The 19,092-nt window shown below is 41.2% G+C and carries 21 protein-coding genes; 16 read left to right on the top strand and 5 right to left on the bottom strand.

Translation table 11 applies throughout. The features are described 5' to 3' along the window. Window positions 1–3: 3 nt before the first annotated feature. From RIB15_RS12015 to RIB15_RS12025, 3 genes are read right to left on the bottom strand one after another with little or no spacing between them, the layout of a single operon-like run. Window positions 4–2,325: a penicillin-binding protein 1A gene (locus tag RIB15_RS12015; RefSeq protein WP_350202404.1), complete on the bottom strand. Its 2,322-nt coding sequence runs from the start codon at window positions 2,323–2,325 to the stop codon at window positions 4–6. A gap of 5 nt (window positions 2,326–2,330) precedes the next feature. After that, a complete protein-coding gene (locus RIB15_RS12020) occupies window positions 2,331–3,101 on the bottom strand; it encodes a UDP-2,3-diacylglucosamine diphosphatase (protein ID WP_350202405.1) in 771 nt (256 codons plus the stop codon). 5 nt (window positions 3,102–3,106) lie between these two features. Next, a complete protein-coding gene (locus tag RIB15_RS12025) occupies window positions 3,107–4,126 on the bottom strand; it encodes a polyprenyl synthetase family protein (RefSeq protein ID WP_350202406.1) in 1,020 nt (339 codons plus the stop codon). A 98-nt stretch (window positions 4,127–4,224) separates the two neighbouring features. On the opposite strand from RIB15_RS12025, the gene pfkA reads away from it, so the two are divergent. The 16 genes from pfkA (at window position 4,225) to RIB15_RS12105 (ending at window position 17,290) form a co-directional block, all read left to right on the top strand. Then, window positions 4,225–5,214: a 6-phosphofructokinase gene (gene pfkA / locus RIB15_RS12030; protein ID WP_350202407.1), complete on the top strand. Its 990-nt coding sequence runs from the start codon at window positions 4,225–4,227 to the stop codon at window positions 5,212–5,214. A 2-nt stretch (window positions 5,215–5,216) separates the two neighbouring features. Then, window positions 5,217–6,503, top strand: a complete 1,287-nt coding sequence (locus RIB15_RS12035) for a glucose-6-phosphate isomerase (protein WP_350202408.1) — start codon at window positions 5,217–5,219, stop codon at window positions 6,501–6,503. A gap of 12 nt (window positions 6,504–6,515) precedes the next feature. Then, window positions 6,516–7,151, top strand: coding sequence for a deoxynucleoside kinase (locus tag RIB15_RS12040; protein ID WP_255135787.1), 636 nt, complete (start codon window positions 6,516–6,518; stop codon window positions 7,149–7,151). 53 nt (window positions 7,152–7,204) lie between these two features. Further along, the gene (locus RIB15_RS12045; RefSeq protein ID WP_350202409.1) at window positions 7,205–7,708 is read left to right on the top strand and encodes a YceD family protein; all 504 of its coding nucleotides are present in this window, start codon (window positions 7,205–7,207) and stop codon (window positions 7,706–7,708) included. A gap of 18 nt (window positions 7,709–7,726) precedes the next feature. Next, window positions 7,727–7,906, top strand: a complete 180-nt coding sequence (rpmF, locus tag RIB15_RS12050) for a 50S ribosomal protein L32 (protein ID WP_350202410.1) — start codon at window positions 7,727–7,729, stop codon at window positions 7,904–7,906. Window positions 7,907–7,917: 11 nt separating this feature from the next. After that, entirely contained in the window at window positions 7,918–8,901 is a 984-nt protein-coding gene (gene plsX, locus RIB15_RS12055) for a phosphate acyltransferase PlsX (protein WP_350202411.1), read from the top strand. Window positions 8,902–8,914: 13 nt separating this feature from the next. Further along, on the top strand, window positions 8,915–9,907 hold the full coding sequence (locus tag RIB15_RS12060) for a beta-ketoacyl-ACP synthase III (RefSeq protein WP_350202412.1): 993 nt from the start codon (window positions 8,915–8,917) through the stop codon (window positions 9,905–9,907). Window position 9,908: 1 nt separating this feature from the next. Further along, window positions 9,909–10,796, top strand: a complete 888-nt coding sequence (gene fabD, locus RIB15_RS12065; RefSeq protein ID WP_350202413.1) for an ACP S-malonyltransferase — start codon at window positions 9,909–9,911, stop codon at window positions 10,794–10,796. A gap of 7 nt (window positions 10,797–10,803) precedes the next feature. Beyond that, window positions 10,804–11,553, top strand: a complete 750-nt coding sequence (fabG, locus tag RIB15_RS12070) for a 3-oxoacyl-[acyl-carrier-protein] reductase (protein ID WP_350202414.1) — start codon at window positions 10,804–10,806, stop codon at window positions 11,551–11,553. Between the two features lie 100 nt (window positions 11,554–11,653). Then, complete coding sequence (locus tag RIB15_RS12075) at window positions 11,654–11,893, top strand: acyl carrier protein (protein WP_350202415.1); 240 nt, start codon at window positions 11,654–11,656, stop codon at window positions 11,891–11,893. A gap of 35 nt (window positions 11,894–11,928) precedes the next feature. Next, window positions 11,929–13,173, top strand: a complete 1,245-nt coding sequence (gene fabF / locus RIB15_RS12080) for a beta-ketoacyl-ACP synthase II (RefSeq protein WP_350202416.1) — start codon at window positions 11,929–11,931, stop codon at window positions 13,171–13,173. A gap of 6 nt (window positions 13,174–13,179) precedes the next feature. Beyond that, a complete protein-coding gene (gene rnc, locus RIB15_RS12085; RefSeq protein WP_350202417.1) occupies window positions 13,180–13,926 on the top strand; it encodes a ribonuclease III in 747 nt (248 codons plus the stop codon). A 112-nt stretch (window positions 13,927–14,038) separates the two neighbouring features. Then, complete coding sequence (gene mgtE, locus RIB15_RS12090) at window positions 14,039–15,421, top strand: magnesium transporter (protein ID WP_350202418.1); 1,383 nt, start codon at window positions 14,039–14,041, stop codon at window positions 15,419–15,421. 16 nt (window positions 15,422–15,437) lie between these two features. Further along, window positions 15,438–16,286 carry a thymidylate synthase gene (locus tag RIB15_RS12095; protein WP_350202419.1) on the top strand — a complete coding sequence of 283 codons (849 nt, stop codon included), beginning with the start codon at window positions 15,438–15,440 and terminating at the stop codon, window positions 16,284–16,286. Next, window positions 16,283–16,750, top strand: a complete 468-nt coding sequence (locus RIB15_RS12100) for a dihydrofolate reductase (RefSeq protein ID WP_350202420.1) — start codon at window positions 16,283–16,285, stop codon at window positions 16,748–16,750. Before RIB15_RS12095 ends, RIB15_RS12100 begins: the two co-directional genes overlap by 4 nt. Before the next feature lie 111 nt (window positions 16,751–16,861). Further along, window positions 16,862–17,290 (top strand): response regulator, encoded by a 429-nt coding sequence (locus tag RIB15_RS12105; protein ID WP_350202421.1) that lies wholly within the window; start codon window positions 16,862–16,864, stop codon window positions 17,288–17,290. Here the strand turns inward: RIB15_RS12105 and RIB15_RS12110 are convergent. Together RIB15_RS12110 and RIB15_RS12115 are read right to left on the bottom strand one after the other, a co-directional pair. After that, entirely contained in the window at window positions 17,287–18,537 is a 1,251-nt protein-coding gene (locus tag RIB15_RS12110; RefSeq protein WP_350202422.1) for an HD domain-containing protein, read from the bottom strand. The two genes, RIB15_RS12105 and RIB15_RS12110, sit on opposite strands and share 4 nt — an antisense overlap. A 107-nt stretch (window positions 18,538–18,644) precedes the next feature. Beyond that, window positions 18,645–19,079 (bottom strand): acyl-CoA thioesterase, encoded by a 435-nt coding sequence (locus tag RIB15_RS12115; protein ID WP_350202423.1) that lies wholly within the window; start codon window positions 19,077–19,079, stop codon window positions 18,645–18,647. Between the last annotated feature and the right edge of the window lie 13 nt (window positions 19,080–19,092).

Here is a 19,092-nt window from a genome sequence, read left to right on the forward strand (position 1 = left end):
TGATTACCAGCCTATACGTCCTTTGTCTTTATCTTTAACCAGCTCATTTTGAGTTTTATCAGGGTCTTCTGGCATTACAAATCCCGGCGGTGGATCGAAGGCATCATACTTCCAGTACGCCTCATCATCTGCAGTTGCGTAGTTGATAAAAGTTCCGACAATTGGAAGTGCAGAACGGGCACCCTGACCTATATAAGTGTCTTCAGGGAAACGAATTCTGCGGTCGGCACCACCTACCCAGGCGCCCATTACAATGTGAGGCATCATGGCCACAAACCAGTTATCAGCACTGTTTTGAGTGGTCCCTGTTTTACCCGCCACATCCTGTCGAACACCATATACATTTCTTAATCGAACTCCGGTTCCGTAGAAATCTTCACCACCACGGATTACACCACGCAACATATCAGTAATGATATAGGCTGTTTCCTGGCTGATTACTTCTTTGGTATAATCAGGATAAAATTCCTTTAGAATATTTCCTGCTCTGTCCTCAATACGTGTAATCGCTATGGGCTCAATATGAACTCCTTTATTGGCAAAAGTAGTATAGGCACTTGTTAATTCAAGGAGCGAGACTTCCGCTGTTCCCAACGCAATGGAAGGGTAGGCAGGAGTATTACTCATATCAATACCAAGATTGGACGCCATTGCTTTAATTTTGCGGGCAGCAGGGTCCAGTTCCCAGAGTTTATTTGTTCCGGGAGCTCCGGCAATTTCCGGAAGCAAACGAACGGTAACATTATTCATACTTCGTGCCAGGGCTTCTCTTAAAGATACATTGATCGGACCATCATGAACCGATTCATCTTTAGGATTCCATATTTTGCCAGCCCGGTCACGAAAGGTGACGGGAAACTTGGAAAACTTATGATATGGCTTATATCCATTATCAATAGCTACTGCATACACAAATGGTTTAAAGGTAGAACCAGCTTGCCGTCGGGATTGATAGACATGATCATATTGGACATTCCCGTAGTCCGTTCCTCCAACCCATGCTAATACTTTACCGTTGCTGGGTTCAATCGCCACAAAACCTGATTCAAGCTTGGTTCTTGCTCTTTTCACAGAGTCTACAAAAGCAGTGTCTGCAAACAGGGAGTCAAAAACGACTTTTTCAATTTTGGTGTCGTATTGAGAAAAACCATTTTTGTAACGATCGGTTTCCCGTAAAAACTGCCGAAGGAATAGTGGATTCTCATTCCAGAATTTATCCATGTATTCGCCACCTGGAGAAGTCCATTCATCTTCATAAATCTTTTGCAGCGAATCCAGCTTGGTTTTAACAGCCCGTTCGGCATGACGTTGTAACCTTGAGTCTATGGTGGTATAAATTACCAGTCCATCCTTGTAAAGATCATAACCATTTTCTTCCAGCCAGGGCTGAACTTGCTGGCGAACATATTCCCCAAAATAACGGCTTTGGCGGCCTGTCTTGAAAGGAGGATGATAATCCAGTTCGATGGGCTCTTCAGTCAAAGTCACATATTCCAGATCCGTTAAAAAGTTTCGTTTATGCATCTGAGAAAGAACAATGTCTCTTCTCTGTTTAGATCGCTCTGGAAAAATCCGGGGATTGTAGGCGTAAATAGCCTGTAGCGAACCAACCATCATAGCCGATTCATTTATATTTAATTCCTTGGCAGGTTTACCATAATGCGTTTGAGCGGCTGCTTCAATGCCGAAGGTCGAGTTTGGAAACTCCACTGTGTTCAGGTACATCTCGGCAATTTCACGTTTGGTATAGCGCTTTTCTAGCTGAGCTGCTGTAATCATTTCCCTGAACTTCCGGGCAATCGAAAATTCCTGACCAATTTTTTTATACAGGTTTCGTGCCAGCTGCTGGCTAATGGTAGAAGCACCTTGCCAGCGGCCATTTATCAGGTGCCAGGGGATAGCTAGCGTAGCATACATATCAATTCCCCAGTGAGTATAGAACCGGTGGTCCTCAGTGGCAACAAGAGCATCAATTACATGTGGCGAGATATCTTCATAACGAACCCATTTCCGGTTTTCAGTAAAATACTTGTCAAGGGTAACACCATCACGGCTTCTGACCTCAGAAGCAATGGCAGTTTCAGGATTCTCAAATTCATCGGCAGAAGGAAGTCCCTGGAACAGATAGAATACATAACCTGTAACAAGCAGGAATAAGACTCCGGCTATGCTTCCAGTCCAAATCCATGCTTTACGATAGGATGGTGAAGAGCTTGAAGGGGCTGATTTCTCTTTCTCTTTTCGCTCTTTTAATACTTTTTTTCTGTACTCCGGATCGTTGAAGTACCGCTTATGATCGATAGGTTCGTTCTTGTCGTCGCTCATGTTGTTCAATTATTTCCCTCGAAAGGTAAAAAAAATTTTGATGCCGCCTTCCACTTAACGAGTTGCATTCCATCTTTGTTATACAAAGCCAGTGTCCGATGGTTAAAAAATGTTCCCAGATTTATATAGTCTCCACGGGAAAATGTTTCCACTCTTGGTACATGATCATGACCACTTATTATAAAATCTAGATTATGGCGTTCAAATATTTTCTTAGCCTGCCTGTTTAGCGGCTCCGGATTATGATTGTTTCTTCTTCTTGTGAGCGATGAAAACATTTTCATGGTGGCCAAGCCGGTTTCAGGAGAAAGTATTTTCTGATAGGTGCTTACAAAAGTTGGGTTTCTAAGAAGCCGGTGAAAAGCAGCTCTTGGGAAATCAATTTTGTTAGCAGCCACTCCATCTCCATGCATCAACAGAAATCGTTTTTCATTTATTTCAACTAGACGGAAATTGGATTCCAGTTCAAAACCTCGTTCTTCAAAATGCCCGAAGGTCCAGTTATCGTGATTTCCGGTAATGAAGAGGGCAGGGGAAACATTCTTGTTGTAGTCTTCAAAAGCATCTAACACATTTTTGCCCAAATCAGGCACAAAACCTTTCTCAGGATATTCCATCCAATAATCAAAAAGGTCGCCCAGAATGTGAATTTTAATATGCTTTTCTTCGCAAAATTGAATTAAGGCAATTAAGTCCTGCTCAATTTGTTTATTCGTTTCAGAAGAGAAAGCACCCAGGTGTACGTCTGATATGAAAACGTGCTGCTTGAAATCCATCAGAATTATTTTTTCCGGGTAATTACAAAATGAATCAGATCAGCAAAATCTTGTTTAGCTGATGAATCCGGAAGAGATTTTAAACCATCAATGGCTTTATTGGCATAATCATACATCGACTGTTTTGCATATTCCATTCCTCCATTTGAATGGACAAATTCAACTATGTCATCCACATTCTTAGATGATTTTTTTCGTTTTTTCATCAGTGCCCGAATGTGAGCCGCGTCTTTTTTCGACGCATGTTCAAAGGCCTTTATTAATGGAAGGGTAACTTTCCTTTCCTGAATATCATTTCGGGTTGGCTTGCCGACATCATATACGCCATAATCAAAAAGATCGTCCCGAATCTGAAAAGCAATTCCAATCCACATTCCGATATCACTCATTTTTTGGTGAACCTCTTCATCATCGGTAACAGAAACCGCACCGCACTCACAACAAGTAGAAATCAGGCTGGCGGTTTTTTCGGAAATGATCTGGAAGTACCGTTCTTCAGTCATGTTAAATAAGCCCGCTGTTTTCAGCTGTCTTAATTCACCCTCACTCATTTTTTGCACCGCCCGTGACTGAACCTCTAAAAGATTATGCTCTTTATTCTCGAGCGCTATCAGTAAGCCTTTTGACAGTAAATAATCACCTAACAGTACACCTGCCTTGTTCTTCCAAATCTTATTGATACTTACAAATCCCCGGCGGCTATTGGCTTCATCAACTACGTCATCATGGATCAGGGTTGCGGTGTGCAAAAGCTCGATCATGGTTGCAGCGATATAACTTCGCTGATTGATTTCCCCGAATAAATTGGCACTCATAAAAACAAGAGTTGGGCGAAGCTCTTTGCCCTTTTGCCGCAACAGGTAGTTGATTATTTGGTCGAGTAAAAAAACATCCGATTGAATGGTTTCTTTAAAAAAACTCCTGAATTCCGACAAGTTTTCGGAAACAGGGGCTGTAATTTCTTTCAAAGTCTTGCGGGTAACGGTCTCCGAATTTATCTGTTCTAACTCTTGGTTATCAATCATCAATTGTGTTGAAATTTTCTTAAACTTGTCGGTGTGATAATTTACTCATAATACGAAACAATTATTTACTCTCAATCACTCACTCTCATTGAAAATTTATGTCCGAAGATTTAATTAAAGTTAAAACTATTGCAGTTTTGACAAGTGGAGGGGACTCTCCCGGAATGAACGCAGCTGTTCGGGCTGTGGTCAGAGCTGCCGCACAATCTGAAATTAATGTATATGGAGTTAAGCACGGCTACTATGGTTTGATTCACGATGAATTTGTAAAAATGGACACCCATTCTGTGTCAAATATTATTCAGCGCGGTGGAACCATTTTGAAATCAGCGCGCTCTGAAGAATTCCGTACAGAAGAGGGCAGAGCTAAAGCTGCTGAAAACTTAAAAAATTACGGTATTGATGCGCTCGTGGTAATCGGAGGAGATGGAACATTTACCGGTGCTAATAAACTCAGTAAAGAGCACGGAATTAACGTAGTTGGAGTTCCTGCTACTATTGATAATGATATCATTGGAACAGACGAAACGATTGGATACGACTCTGCACTGAATACAGCTCTTGAAGCTATTGATAAAATCCGGGATACTGCTGATGCCCATGAGCGGATGTTTCTGGTTGAGGTGATGGGACGTGATACCGGATTTATTGCTCTTGAAACAAGTATTGCCAGTGGCGCTGAAATTGCCCTTCTTCCTGAAGAACTTACAAATGTAGAGGAGGTAAAGCGTCAACTTAATAATATGCTGAAAGAGCAACGCCGAAGCAGCCTCATAGTTGTTGCAGAGGGCGATGAAACTGGAGGGGCGATTAAGCTTGCTGAAAAAATTAAAGACGATTTCTCACAATATGATATGCGTGTTTGTATCTTGGGCCACATACAACGAGGTGGTGCTCCAACAGCGCGTGATCGTGTTTTGGCCAGCCGATTGGGGGCAGCAGCCGTAAAAGTGTTACTTGAAGGTCACAGCGAAGTGATGGTAGGGATAGTCAATAACTCATTGAAGATTACACCTATGCGAGTTGCAATTTCCAAAAAGAAAGAATTAGACCACACATTAATTGAACTAGCAAAAATACTAAGGTAGTAATGATCAATTGTGATATAAGTTTTGCCCGAAAATTCATTCAGGATGATGCGTATTTAAAGGCTCGGAAAAAAGCAGATACAGCACTGGAACAACTGAAGAATAAGACCGGACCTGGCTCAGAGTGGTTGGGTTGGCGTGACTTACTAGCAGATCCAAATGATGCAGAAATTGAACATCTGGGTTCTTTGGGTGATGAAATACGTTCTAAAGCAGACATTTTTATTGTATGTGGAATTGGCGGTTCTTATTTGGGTGCAAAGGCTGTGATCGATGCGCTGTCTCCACATTTTGGCAGCAAAGGGCCAGAGATAATATATGCTGGTCATCATATGGGAGGGAAATATCTTGAACAGCTTCTGAAATATTTGAAGACCCCAAAGGAGAATGGCGAACCTAAAAACATCTACTTGAATGTAATTTCAAAATCCGGCTCAACCCTTGAGACCGCTCTTGCTTTTAGAATGCTCCGCGAGCTTTTAGAAGAAATGTATGGAGAGGATTCTTCGAAACGTATCATTTGCACTACCAGTAAAACAGGTGGACTTCTAAATAAGCTGATTGATAAAAAAGGATACCGGAAGTTTATAATTCCTGAAGATGTGGGAGGAAGGTACTCGGTACTCACACCAGTAGGCTTGCTACCTATTGCTGTTTCAGGAATTGATATACGTACTCTGTTTTATGGAGCTGTATCAGCTTATAATGCCTACGAAGATAATGCTGAAGATCTTCTGGAATATGCTGCGCTCAGAAATGCTATTCACGAGTCTGGAAAAACGATCGATGTTTTTGCAACGTTTGAGCCTGAATTAACCTCATTGGGCGGATGGATACAGCAGCTTCTGGGAGAAAGTGAAGGGAAACAGGGTAAAGGTATTTTCCCGACAGTTGCTACTTTTTCTACTGATTTGCATAGCCTTGGTCAGTTTATTCAGCAGGGTAAACGAAGCCTGATGGAAACATTTATCATTGTTGAAAAGCCTTTTTCTAAACTTGAAGTAAATGAGCTGGAAGGCAACGACGATGAGCTGAATTATTTGGCTGGCAAGTCATTTCATGAAATTAATACTAAAGCCAGGGAAGGAACAACAGAAGCACATTTCGAAGGTGATGTCCCCATTGTGAAGATTTCAATGTCAGCTTTAAATGCTGAAAACATTGGAAAGCTGATTTATTTCTTCGAGCTTTTAACCGGAATATTTGTGTATAGTTTAGGGGTTAATCCATTCAACCAGCCAGGCGTGGAAGACTATAAAAAAGCGATGTACCGTCTGCTTGGTAAATAACAAAATCAATCTATGGATCAGGAAAATAAATCAAAATATGTAGCGGTAGCCGGGAATATTGGTGCCGGGAAGTCATCATTAACTGGATTGCTGGCAAAGCATTTTAATTGGGAAGCATTTTACGAATCGGTGGATGATAACCCTTATCTCCAGGATTTTTATGAAGACATGCGACGCTGGAGTTTTAATCTTCAGATTTACTTTTTGTCAAGCCGGTTTCGTCACCAGAAAGAAATGCTGAATGATGATGTCAACTTAATTCAGGACAGGACTATTTATGAAGACGTGGAGATTTTTGCCAAGAATCTTCACAACATGAATCTGATGAGTGACCGGGATTTTGCCAACTATGAAGCGCTCTTTAATGAAATGAGTTATTACCTGCGTCCGCCAGACTTATTGATCTATTTACGTGCGCAGGTTCCCACTTTGGTGAAGCAAATTCAGCAGCGGGGAAGGGATTATGAGAACACGATACGGATTGAATATTTAGAGCGATTGAATAATCTTTACGAAGACTGGATAGGACGTTATCCCCATGAAAAACTCATTATTGACACCGATGACCTCGATTTTGTGAATAATGAAGAGGATTTAGGGAAGGTAATTGATCTGATTGACCAGCGAATGTTTGGTTTATTTAATTGATTGAACCACAGATGTATAATGCTTATTTTAGGTAGCTATTGAGGAGATATTTTATGCTTAAGTTTAAGATCTTTGAAATACCTGAAGAACAAAGTGAGAAAAACCTCGATCTGAGCTCAGAAGAGCTGGATTTAGGAGACATCACTTTTAAAGGTGGTTCTTTACATATTGATTTTTATCGCACCATGCAGTTTGTTCGCACTCAATTTACCATTGATGCGAAGGTAGAACTGGTATGTGACCGATCTCTTGATGCATTCGATTATAATGTAAAACAAGACTATGAGGTGCTTTTCAAAGCTGAGGAAATTGAAGAATCAGCGGATGAAAATGGAGCGGTAAGAAACTATGATCATGCAAGCAAGCAAATAGATTTAGAGCAGGATGTTAGAGATACCATTTTGCTGAATCTCCCAACAAAGAAATTACATCCCCGCTTTCTGGACGAAGACGGAAATCCAAAGGAAGTTCTGAATGAGAAATTCGGTGATATTCCTGAAGAAGACGAAGAAAAAATCGATCCGCGGTGGGAAAAATTGAAAGAATTAAAAGATTAACGATACAAGGTATATTTAATGGCACATCCAAAACGAAGAACGTCAAAAGCCCGCAGAAATAAGCGTCGTGCACACCACGCAATTTCTGATGTAAATCTAGCTAAATGTTCTAACTGCGGAGCTCTCCATCGCTACCACCATGCATGTGCAGAGTGTGGTTATTATCGCGGCCGTCAGGTAATGAAAGCAGCTAACTAAAAAACTGATATATGATTGTTGCAGTAGATGCAGCCGGTGGAGATTATTATCCTAAGAATCCTGTAGAAGGGGCGCTTCAGGCCGTTAAAGAAAATAGTGACCTCACTGTTCTTCTTGTTGGTCCGAAAGCTCAGATAGATAAGGAACTCGCTAACCATGATTATGATGAAAAGCGGGTTCTTGTTCATGATGCTCCTCAGGTTATTGGGATGGAAGAATCTCCAGCGCAGGCTGTAAAAACAAAGCAACAATCCTCTATTGTAGTTGGTGTTGGCCTTCATAAAACCGGAAAGTGTGATGCATTTGTAAGTGCTGGTAATACCGGTGCTTTACTTGCGGCATCCATGTTTGGGCTGGGGAAGCTGGAGGGAGTGCTCCGTCCAACCATCGCTGCCTATTTCCCAACTATTAAAGGTTTTCGCCTGTTGGTTGATGCCGGTGCAAATCTTGAAATAAAGCCTGAAGCAGCTGTTCAGTTTGCTAAAATGGGACAAATCTACTGCCAGCAAATTCTGAAGATTGACAACCCTAAAGTTGGTCTTCTCAATGTTGGGGAAGAAGAGGGGAAAGGCACCGATCTCCTCAAAGAAATTCACACTGAGCTGAAAAATCATAAAAACTTTATTGGTAATGTAGAAGGCAAGGATATTCTTCCCGGCAAAGCCGACGTATTTTTATGTGATGGCTTGGTTGGTAATATTATTCTGAAATTTGGAGAGTCGATCCCGGAAATCGTTCAGCAAATGATCGGTGGAGCAGTACAGGAAATGGGACTTTCCAAAGAAGAAATCGGACAAATTCAAAAAGTATTACATACTGCTTTATCATCATTTAATTATGAAAATGTGGGCGGTATCCCTTTCTTAGGCGTAAATGGAGTGAGCATTGTCGGACACGGAGGAAGCTCGCCCCTCGCTATTAAAAATATGATCAAAAGTGCTGTTCAAACCGTTGAACATGATGTGAATGGCAAAATCGTAGCATCTCTAAACTGAGCTAAAACTCTTCATGGAAGTAAAACGAGCAAAAATTACATCGGTAGGACATTATCTGCCTGAAGATCGAATGACTAACAAAGATCTTGAAAAACTGGTAGATACCAATGATGAATGGATTAGGACACGAACAGGAATTGAAGAACGCCGAATTTTAAAAGACCCTGATAAAGCAACGGCTTTTATGGGGGCTGAGGCAGCTAAAGAAGTCTTAGAAAATCGGGGAATCTCAGCGGATGAGATTGATCTTATTATCGTTGCCACGGTAACTCCTGATTATTTATTTCCTGCAACTGCTTGTTTGGTTCAGGAGAAAATTGGTGCAAAAAATGCTTTCGCTTTTGACTTATCGGCTGCTTGTTCGGGTTTCCTTTACGCTTTAAGTACGGGTGCCATGTATATTGAATCTGGCCGTGCCAAAAAAGTATTGGTGATTGGAACAGATAAAATGAGTTCGATCCTCGACTTTACTGATCGCACAACGTGTATTTTATTTGGCGATGGAGCAGGTGCTGTTCTGTTGGAAGAGTCTGAAGATGGAACGGGAATCATAGATCAAAAACATTATACAGAAGGCGATTCTGAATGCAGCCTTTACCAGCCAGCAGGGGGTAGCAGAAATCCTGCTTCCGAAGAAACTGTAAAAAGTGGAATGCACTATCTGCAGCAAGATGGTCGTGCTGTTTTCAAAAAAGCAACGATGGGGATGGCTGATGTTTCCCTCGAAATCATGGAGCGCAATAATCTTGATCCAGAAGACGTAGCCTGGTTGGTTCCACATCAGGCCAACATGAGGATTATTGATGCTACAGCCCGCCGAATGGGACTTTCGAATGAGAAAGTAATGATCAATATTAATAAATATGGAAATACAACAGCGGCTACAATTCCGCTTTGTTTGTATGATTGGAAAGATAAATTGAATCATGGCGACAATATCGTTCTGGCCGCTTTTGGTGGAGGATTTACGTGGGGCGCTATTTATTTAACCTGGGGGATGAAGTAAGATGAGTACCGCCTATTTATTTCCGGGACAAGGGTCACAGTTTGTTGGAATGGGAGAAGAGTTGTTTGACTCAAACCCGCATGCAGCAAAATATTTCGATAACGCTAACGATATTTTAGGCATCGACCTTAAAAGTATTATGTTTGAAGGGCCACAGGAAAAGTTGACTCAAACTGAGTTTACTCAACCCGCCATTTTTCTTCATTCTGTAGCGTTGTTTAAGACATTGGGTGCAAATCCAGACATGGTTGCCGGGCATAGCCTGGGTGAGTTTTCTGCATTGGTAGCTTGTGGAGCCGTTTCATTTGAAGACGCGCTTAAAATAGTCCGTCGCAGAGGCGAGCTGATGCAAAAAGCCGGAACGGATAATCCGGGGACGATGGCAGCTGTTATTGGAATGGACGATGAAGTAGTAGAAAAAGTATGTATGCAAGCTACGGAAGAATCAGGAAAGGAAGTTATTGCTGCAAATTATAACTGTCCCGGTCAGTTGGTGATTTCGGGATATCAGGAAGCAGTAGAAAAAGCGGTAGAGCTTGCTAAAGAAAATGGAGCAAGAATGGCAAAATTGTTACCTGTAAGTGGAGCCTTTCATTCCTCTTTAATGCAGCCGGCTTACGACGGTTTAAAAGATCAACTGGAGAAATTGGCCATCAGCGAAACAAATTGTCCGATTTACAGTAATTACACAGCTGAGGCCACCACTGATCCCGAAGAAATAAGATTAAATTTGTTGAACCAGTTGTTGAATCCGGTTCGCTGGACTCAAACCCTGAACAACATGAGTTCTAACGGAGCAGATTCTTTTGTAGAAGTTGGTCCTGGAAAAGTTCTTCAGGGCTTGGTAAAAAGAACATTGAAAGACGTAGAAATTTCAGGACATCAATAAAAGACCTATGAGTTTATCATTAGAAGGAAAAACCTGTTTGGTAACCGGAGGAAGCCGGGGAATAGGAAGAGCCATTGCGCTTAAACTGGCTGATTTCGGAGCCGATGTAGCTATAACTTATGCACGCTCAGCTGATGCGGCAGAAGAAGTAAAAGCAGAAATTGAGGCAAAAGGAAGAAAAGCAAAAGCACTTCAGGCAGATGCCGTAAATTTTGAACGTGCTGAAGAAGTGATTAATGAAATTGTGAATGACTGGGAAAAGCTGGATGTAATTGTAAACAATGCCGGCATCACTAAAGATAATCTCATTCTTCGCATGAGCGAAGAGCAGTGGGATGATGTAATTACTACAAACCTGAAGAGTATTTTTAACTACTCAAAAGCGGCGGCCAAACCCATGATGAGGAATCGTGGCGGATCAATTATCAATATAAGTTCTGTAGTAGGGATCTCAGGAAACGCCGGGCAAAGTAATTATGCTGCATCAAAAGCAGGTATTATTGGGTTCACAAAATCTTATGCTAAAGAACTGGCATCCCGAAATATTCGTGCAAATGTTATTGCTCCGGGATATATTCTCACCGACATGACTGGTGAGCTTGACGAAAAAGTTTTAGAAGGCATCAAAGCTGAAACTCCGCTGGGAAGAGCCGGCGAAGCTGATGAAGTAGCTGATGCCGTAGTATTTCTGTCATCAGACATGAGTTCATACATTACAGGAGAAGTAATTCGTGTGGATGGCGGTATGGCAATGTAACCGTAATGTATATTGCAGATGCCAAGCTGAATTTTTAAGTTGAAAACACTTATTTTATAAAAATTATAACTACCAACTAATCACTGAAAAAGGACACAAAATGTCACAAGACGTAGAATCAAAAGTAAAAGCTATCATTGTAGATAAACTTGGTGTAGATGAATCAGAAGTAGCAGCTGATGCAAACTTCACTAATGATCTTGGAGCCGATTCTCTGGATACGGTAGAATTGATCATGGAATTCGAAAAAGAATTCGATCTCAGTATTCCTGACGAAGACGCTGAAAACATCGCCACTGTAGGAGATGCCGTTAGCTATCTTTCAGGAAAACTTTCTTAAATTAGTTTAATACGTACTACATATAATACATTCCTATGAGCACTCGCAGAGTTGTAGTAACAGGTATCGGTGCCTTTACCCCTATCGGTAAAAGTGCACCGGACTTCTGGAACGGTTTAGTTTCAGGTAAAAACGGAGTCCGGCCTGTAGAACATTTTGATACAACCGACTTCGCCACAAAATTTGCTGCTCAGATTGAGGACTACGATTACTCCAATTACTTCGATCGCAAAGAAGCCCGCAGGTTAGATAAAGTAGCTCAGTATGCCCTTATCGCCTCTGGTGAAGCACTCGAAGACAGTAAACTTGATCTGGAAAAGATAAATAAGGACGAGGTTGCTGTATTGGTGGGAACCGGTATCGGTGGCATGGAAACTTTCTATGAGCAGTCGATATCTTTTCATGAGCATGGACCAAGAGGGGTTTCCCCATTTTTTATTCCTATGCTCATCCCGGATATCGTATCTGGCCAGATATCTATACGATATGGATTCAGAGGTCCGAATTACTGTGCCGTTTCTGCATGCGCTACGGGTTCTCATAACATCGGGCTGGCTTATGATACCATTAAATATGGACAGGCAGATTATGCCGTTGCTGGTGGTACTGAAGCTCCGGTTACCCGAATTGGTATTTCCGGCTTCAACAGCATGAAGGCAATGTCTACCAGAAATGATTCTCCCGAAACAGCTTCACGTCCATTCGACAAAGATCGTGATGGATTTGTATTGGGTGAGGGTGCAGGTATTTTTATTCTCGAAAGCCTGGATTCTGCACTTGATCGCGGAGCCCGTATTTATGGAGAAATCAAAGGGTACGGCTTTTCTGCTGATGCACATCACATCACTGCTCCAGATCCTGATGGAAATGGAGTAATACTGTCGATGACTAAAGCCATGAAAGCTGCAGGCATTAAGCCAGAAGACGTTGATCATATCAACATGCATGGAACTTCCACACCGTTAGGAGATATAGCTGAGACAAATACCATTAAGAAAGTATTTGGTGATCATGCGAAGAAAATAAACCTGAACTCGACTAAGAGTATGCACGGTCATACTTTGGGAGCGGCAGGGGCTATTGAATCTATCGCAGCTTTATTAGCTATTTACCATGGTATGGTTCCACCTACCGTTAATATCGAGAATCAGGATCCGGAATGTGATCTTAACTACACAGCAAATGAAGCTGTAGTTCGAGATATTGAATATGCACTTAACAATGCATTTGGGTTCGGTGGCCATAATTCAACCCTCGTATTCAAAAAGTACAAGGACTAAACATTTATGCCCGATTGGTTCAGGTCTCTTTTTACAAAAAAGAAGAAATCAGATCTTAGCCCTGAACTTAAAAGCAGAATTAAGAAATTAGAAAGGATCGTTGGTTTTGAAATCGACGATCCTTCTCTTTTTTTGAAGGCTTTACGTCATCGCTCCACGCTTTCCCAGGAGCAGTATGAAACCTATGATTCTTATGAACGCCTCGAGTTTTTAGGGGATGCTGTACTTGACTTAATTGCAGCTGAAATCCTGTTTAACCAATATCCGGAGAAAGACGAAGGCTTTCTCACTAAGGTAAGGGCAAAATTAGTTCGGGGAGAAACGCTATCCGACTTTTCTAAAAAACTAGGAATCGAAGACTTGATGGAATTGGGAGAGAGAAACGGTGGCACAAAAGTTTCCAAGAGTATCCTTGCTGATGCATTCGAATCAATAATAGCAGCAATTTATATCACCAAAGGATATCAACATGCTTACCAGTTTGTAGATAATGTTATTCAGAAAAATCTGGTGATAAAAGAGCTTATCAACACTCTCGACAACTACAAAAGTGCTTTGCTCGAACATGCTCAGGCTGAGAAAATGCCTATACCCCGATATGAGCTTGTCAGTGAAAGCGGGCCGGGGCATAACCGAACGTTTGAGGTTAAAGTATTAATAGGCGAGAACCAGCTTGGAACTGGTATTGGTAAGAGCAAGAAAAAGGCAGAACAGAAAGCTGCCAGAGAAGCACTGAAGAGTATTAAAGACTGATTAGAAAGTTTCTCTTTTCATTTGTAGAAATCAACACTTCTAAACTTGTTTTTTGATGGATTAAGCCCGATTCTTAGCCCGTCCACCTCAGGCTGATTCAAAAGGAATAACCATGTTTGTTCAACTCATAAAACCGGAATTCGAAGAGCTTATCGCTTCCAAAGATTGGGTTGCCCTGAAAGAGGTTTTGAATGATGTGCCAGCCGTAGACATCTCTGATCTTTTACTCGAGCTTCCGGGTGATATCGCTGTGGTTGTTTTCCGTTTGCTCAAGAAACCGGTGGCAGCAGATGTTTTTGCAGAGCTCCCATCTTCGAAAGGAGTAGAGTTGCTGGAGCTGTTCAGTAAGCAGCAGTTGAGTGATGTGATGGGTAACCTGGAACCGGATGAGCAGGTCTCTATTTTGGAAGAACTTCCCGGCCACTTAACCCAACGGGTGATGAATTCCATCAACCGGGAAGATCAAAAGCAATTAAAGAAACTCCTTGGCTATCCGGAAGAAAGTGTAGGTCGTTTGATGACCCCTCGCTATGTTCGGGTGAAATCTGATTGGTCGATAGAACGGAGTATGGCCCATATCCGTAAATATGGAGAAACTGCAGAAACCATCAACGTTATTTATGTGGTTGATGATAAAGAGCATCTTATTGATGACCTGCGGATCACTCATCTGATCCTCGCAAATCAGGAAGACCATATTGAAGTGTTGATGGATCGTTCTTTTGAAGCTCTTTCAGTATATGATGATCAGGAAGAAGCGGTTAAAATGCTGGCTAAATATGACCGTGTTGCCTTACCAGTTGTAGACTCTGATGGTGTACTTGTAGGAATTGTGACAGCTGATGATGTTATTGATGTAGCTGAAGAAGAGACCACCGAGGATATGCAGAAAATGGCCGGTATGGATGCTTTGGATGACTACTATTCCCAATCGTCCATTTTCGACATTGTTAAAAAGCGTCTCTGGTGGTTGATCGTTCTTTTTGTTGGGCAGATTTTAACGGCCATTGCGATGGGAGGCTATGAAGAAGTACTTCAGAAAGTTGTAGCACTGTCATTCTTTGTTCCGCTAATCATTTCAAGTGGCGGTAATTCAGGTTCACAGGCAGCGACCTTGGTGATACGAGCCTTGGCAACCGATGATCTTAAACCCGAAGATTGGAAAAAAGTTTTCAGGCGTGAATTTACTTCAGGTCTTATGCTGGGAGGTTTAATAGGACTATTAGGCTTTTTCACACTAATTGGATGGGATTTGATAGGCGGGGCAGAATTGACAAAGACTGTATTTCTTACCGCAGGTGTTATAGGGTTGAGCCTTTTTTCAATTGTGTTATTTGGAAATTTTACCGGAGCTATGCTGCCTTTTTTCCTTTCCAAAATGAATCTTGATCCGGCTGTTTCTTCTGCTCCTTTTGTAGCAACTATTGTGGACGTAAGCGGAATCATTATTTATTTTACCATAGCAATTGTACTTTTAAGCGGAACCTTACTTTAAAGCCCAAAATATTTCGATGAAAGCATATCATGATCTTGTAAAAAGTGTACTCGAGAATGGAGTCAGAAAAGAAAACCGAACCGGTACGGATACGATCTCAAATTTTGCTGAATTTTATAAAGTAGATCTCTCCGAAGGCTTCCCTTTATTGACGACTAAAAAAGTCTACTTCAGGTCAGTCATTTTGGAGATGCTTTGGTATTTAAGGGGAGAAGATCACATCCGTTGGCTTCGCGATGAAAACGATTGCCACATTTGGGATGCCTGGGCTGATGACGATGGACATGTTGGCCCCATTTACCCCGTGCTTTGGAGAAGATTTCCATACTTTGAAAAGGAGTCGGTACGCTTTGAGGGAAATGGCTCAGCACTCGATAAAGAAGTATGGGTTCGTAAAGAATTCGATCAGGTACAACGGGCTATTGATATGTTGAAAAACAACCCAAACAGCCGAAGGATAGTTGTGAGCGCCTGGCATCCCGGGTTATTGGATCAAATGGGACTTCCGCCATGTCACCTCATGTATATTTTCAATGTAGCAGATGGAAAATTGAATTGTCATCTGACTCAGCGCTCCGGAGACGTTGCTCTTGGAATACCATTTAATCTGGCCTGTTATTCTGCCTTAACTATGGCAATTGCTCAGGAAGTGGGGCTGGAACCGGGCACTTTTGCTCATTCTATTGTGGATGCTCATATCTATGTAAATCATGTGGATGGATTGAAAGAACAACTGACCAGAAAACCTAAACCTCTTCCAACACTTAAGATATCAAAGAAGCCGGTTGATGAACTCACATTCGATGATTTCATTTTGGAGAACTATGATCCGGATCCGGTGATTAAATTTGAGGTCGCAGTATGATTATTACTCTTGTTGCTGCTCACGATCCCAATTTGGTAATAGGTAAAGATGGTGGACTTCCATGGCGATACCCGGAAGATTTAAAGCATTTCAAGAGAACTACCGTTGGTGGCACCATAATCATGGGTAGGGGAGTATTTGAAGAATTAAACGAGATTCCACTTCCTGAAAGAAAAAATATCGTGCTTTCTACCACTCAAACTTATGAGAATGCAGACACCTATACATCTCTGGATGAGGCGTTAAAATCTTCTAATGATAAAGAGGTTTTTATTATTGGAGGAGGGGTTTTGTACAGGCAAGCCATTGATGTTTCTGATAAGCTTATCATTACTGAAATCCACGAGGAATACGATGGAGATACATATTTTCCTGAATACAGAGATGATATAGGAACAATATGGAAGGAAGAATCAAGAGAAGATTACGAAGAGCTTAGCTTCGTCACCTATAAGAGAATTTAAAACCGGTTTTACAACTATTAATTAAGAAAGATTAACCTGTATTCTGCAGGCTCTTTTAATAATTTTGATGTGTTATTCGAGAGAGGCTTAACACCGTCTTAAAATTAAAGAATGAGCCCAGTTTTAGAACAAATACCGGCCAAAAAAGATACGAAGGCACTGAAAGCTCTGATCGTAGATGATCTGAAGATTAACAGAAGTCTGGCCCGGATTATGCTTGAGCGTAATAATTTCGAGATCATGGAAGCAGAAAATGGGGAAGAGGCTCTTCATTTCTTTGGCAGGCAAAAGCCTGATGTTGTTTTAATGGATATCTGTATGCCTGTAATGGGTGGTATTGAAGCAATGAAGCAAATCAGGAAGTTAAATCAGAAATTTTCCAGTATTCCAATAATCGCTTTTACTTCAGGTGAGCATAAAGAATCAAAATCTGATTTAATGGAAAAGGGATTTTCAGAATACATTAAAAAACCATTTAAAGAGAAAGAGCTATTTGATAAGATTTCTCTATTCCTTCCTATTCAAAATATAGCTTCCTAAAAGCTGATATCTTTCAAATGCACGCAATAGTGTTTAACTACCGGCTCAGTTAAAGCAATAATATTTTTTGTCTCAGCAGCTTTTGAAAACTCAATAGCTTTTTCATCCTCCAGAATCCAAATACTCTCATTTTTATATTTGTAGGCCTCGGAATAGCTGTTTTCAAAGCCAAGGTAGTGACCAACAGCTATTTCATCCTGGGGAAGACGAAGCTTTTTAAGTGCTTTTTGCGTTTTTTGAGTGATTTCTGATATCTGTGCTTTAGTCGGTTTTTTATCTAAAAAAGTAGTTCTGAATAAATCGCGGTTCAGGAACCGATGACAAAGGTTACTTAAGATTTTATCCCCCGACTTTTCCCAAAGCTTAATGCTTAAATATACGTCATGATCATCCATTTCAGCATAACGGTCAATCATCTGTTTGGAGATCATTTTTTTTGCTGAAGGCTGTTCGTGCAAGAAATACTCAAGGGCAGGTGAAGCGAAACTTAATTCCTTTCCTTGTTCAATCAATTGGTGGACTCGCTTGAAGATGCTCCGCAGGAGAAAGTCTGCACTAAGCACTGTTTTATGCTGGTACACTTGCATATACATCAAACGGCGGGCAATAATGTAGTTCTCAACAGCATAAATCCCTTTCTTTTCAATTACAATATTACCCTTGAAAACCCGCATGGTTTTGAGAATTCGGTTAATGCCTACCGTACCTTCTGAAACACCGGTAAAAAAGCTGTCTCGCCTCAGGTAATCTAATCGGTCTAAGTCGAGCTGAGAGGATATCAGCTGATGCAAAAACTTCTTTTTGTGCTGATTGGTGAAAATATCAATAGCCACATCCAGTGCTCCATTAAACTCTTTGTTGAGCTCTTTCATAATGGCCAGACTCATCATTTCATGATTAAAGTCCGTAATAAGTGAATGTTCTAAAGTATGAGAAAGAGGGCCGTGCCCAACATCATGAAGAAGAATGGCCATCAGGGTACCTTCATATTCTGGCTGGCTAATGGTTGTATCTTTTTCACGAAGATTGTTAAGCACTCGCTGTCCCAATTCAAGTGCGCCTAATGCATGGGAGAAGCGGGAATGTTCAGCAGCTGGGAAAACCAGATACCCAAGTCCTAACTGCCGGATTCTTCGTAATCTCTGCACATAAGGGTGATCTATCAACCTGAGAATAGGACCCTTTGGAACGGTGATAAATCCATGAATCGGATCATTGAAAATTTTATACCGGGTGCTTTTATCCATGCTTTATTTACAAGTTAGATTGAACAGGCTGAAGATATAAAAAAGTTGATAGAGTGAGAGTTGATAGGGTGATGAATTTGATTTAAACGAGATCAACCTATCAACTTTCAACTCTGAACCACCATCTCATCTAAATTTTCAATTTCAGGCAATCGGGTAGGCCTCTTTTTGTTGATATCATACCAAACACCGGTTGACCTTGCTATCCCCATCAAATCTTTTGATTTCTTATCAAAAATCCCCTGAACAGCCTCTATACTCGAGTTACCTACTTTGCCTACACCGGTACCTACCAGTAAGGTTGATGGGAAGGTAATTTGTTTAAGGTATTCTATGGTGATTTTCACCAATACAAAGGTTTTTCCTTCGGTGAATTCACTTTGCATCTGCCCGACTTCTCCTAAAAACTGAATTCGAGCCTCTTCAAGGTAAGTATTGAACAGCGCATTGTTCACGTGGTTAAGAGGGTCTAAATCCCTAAAACGAACGGGAATTTCCGTCCAATGATAAAAGGTGTCAGGATTGTATTCAGGTCGAAACATAGGTAAAAATTTT

Source organism: Gracilimonas sp. (assembly GCF_040218225.1).
Classification (GTDB): Bacteria; Bacteroidota; Rhodothermia; order Balneolales; family Balneolaceae; genus Gracilimonas.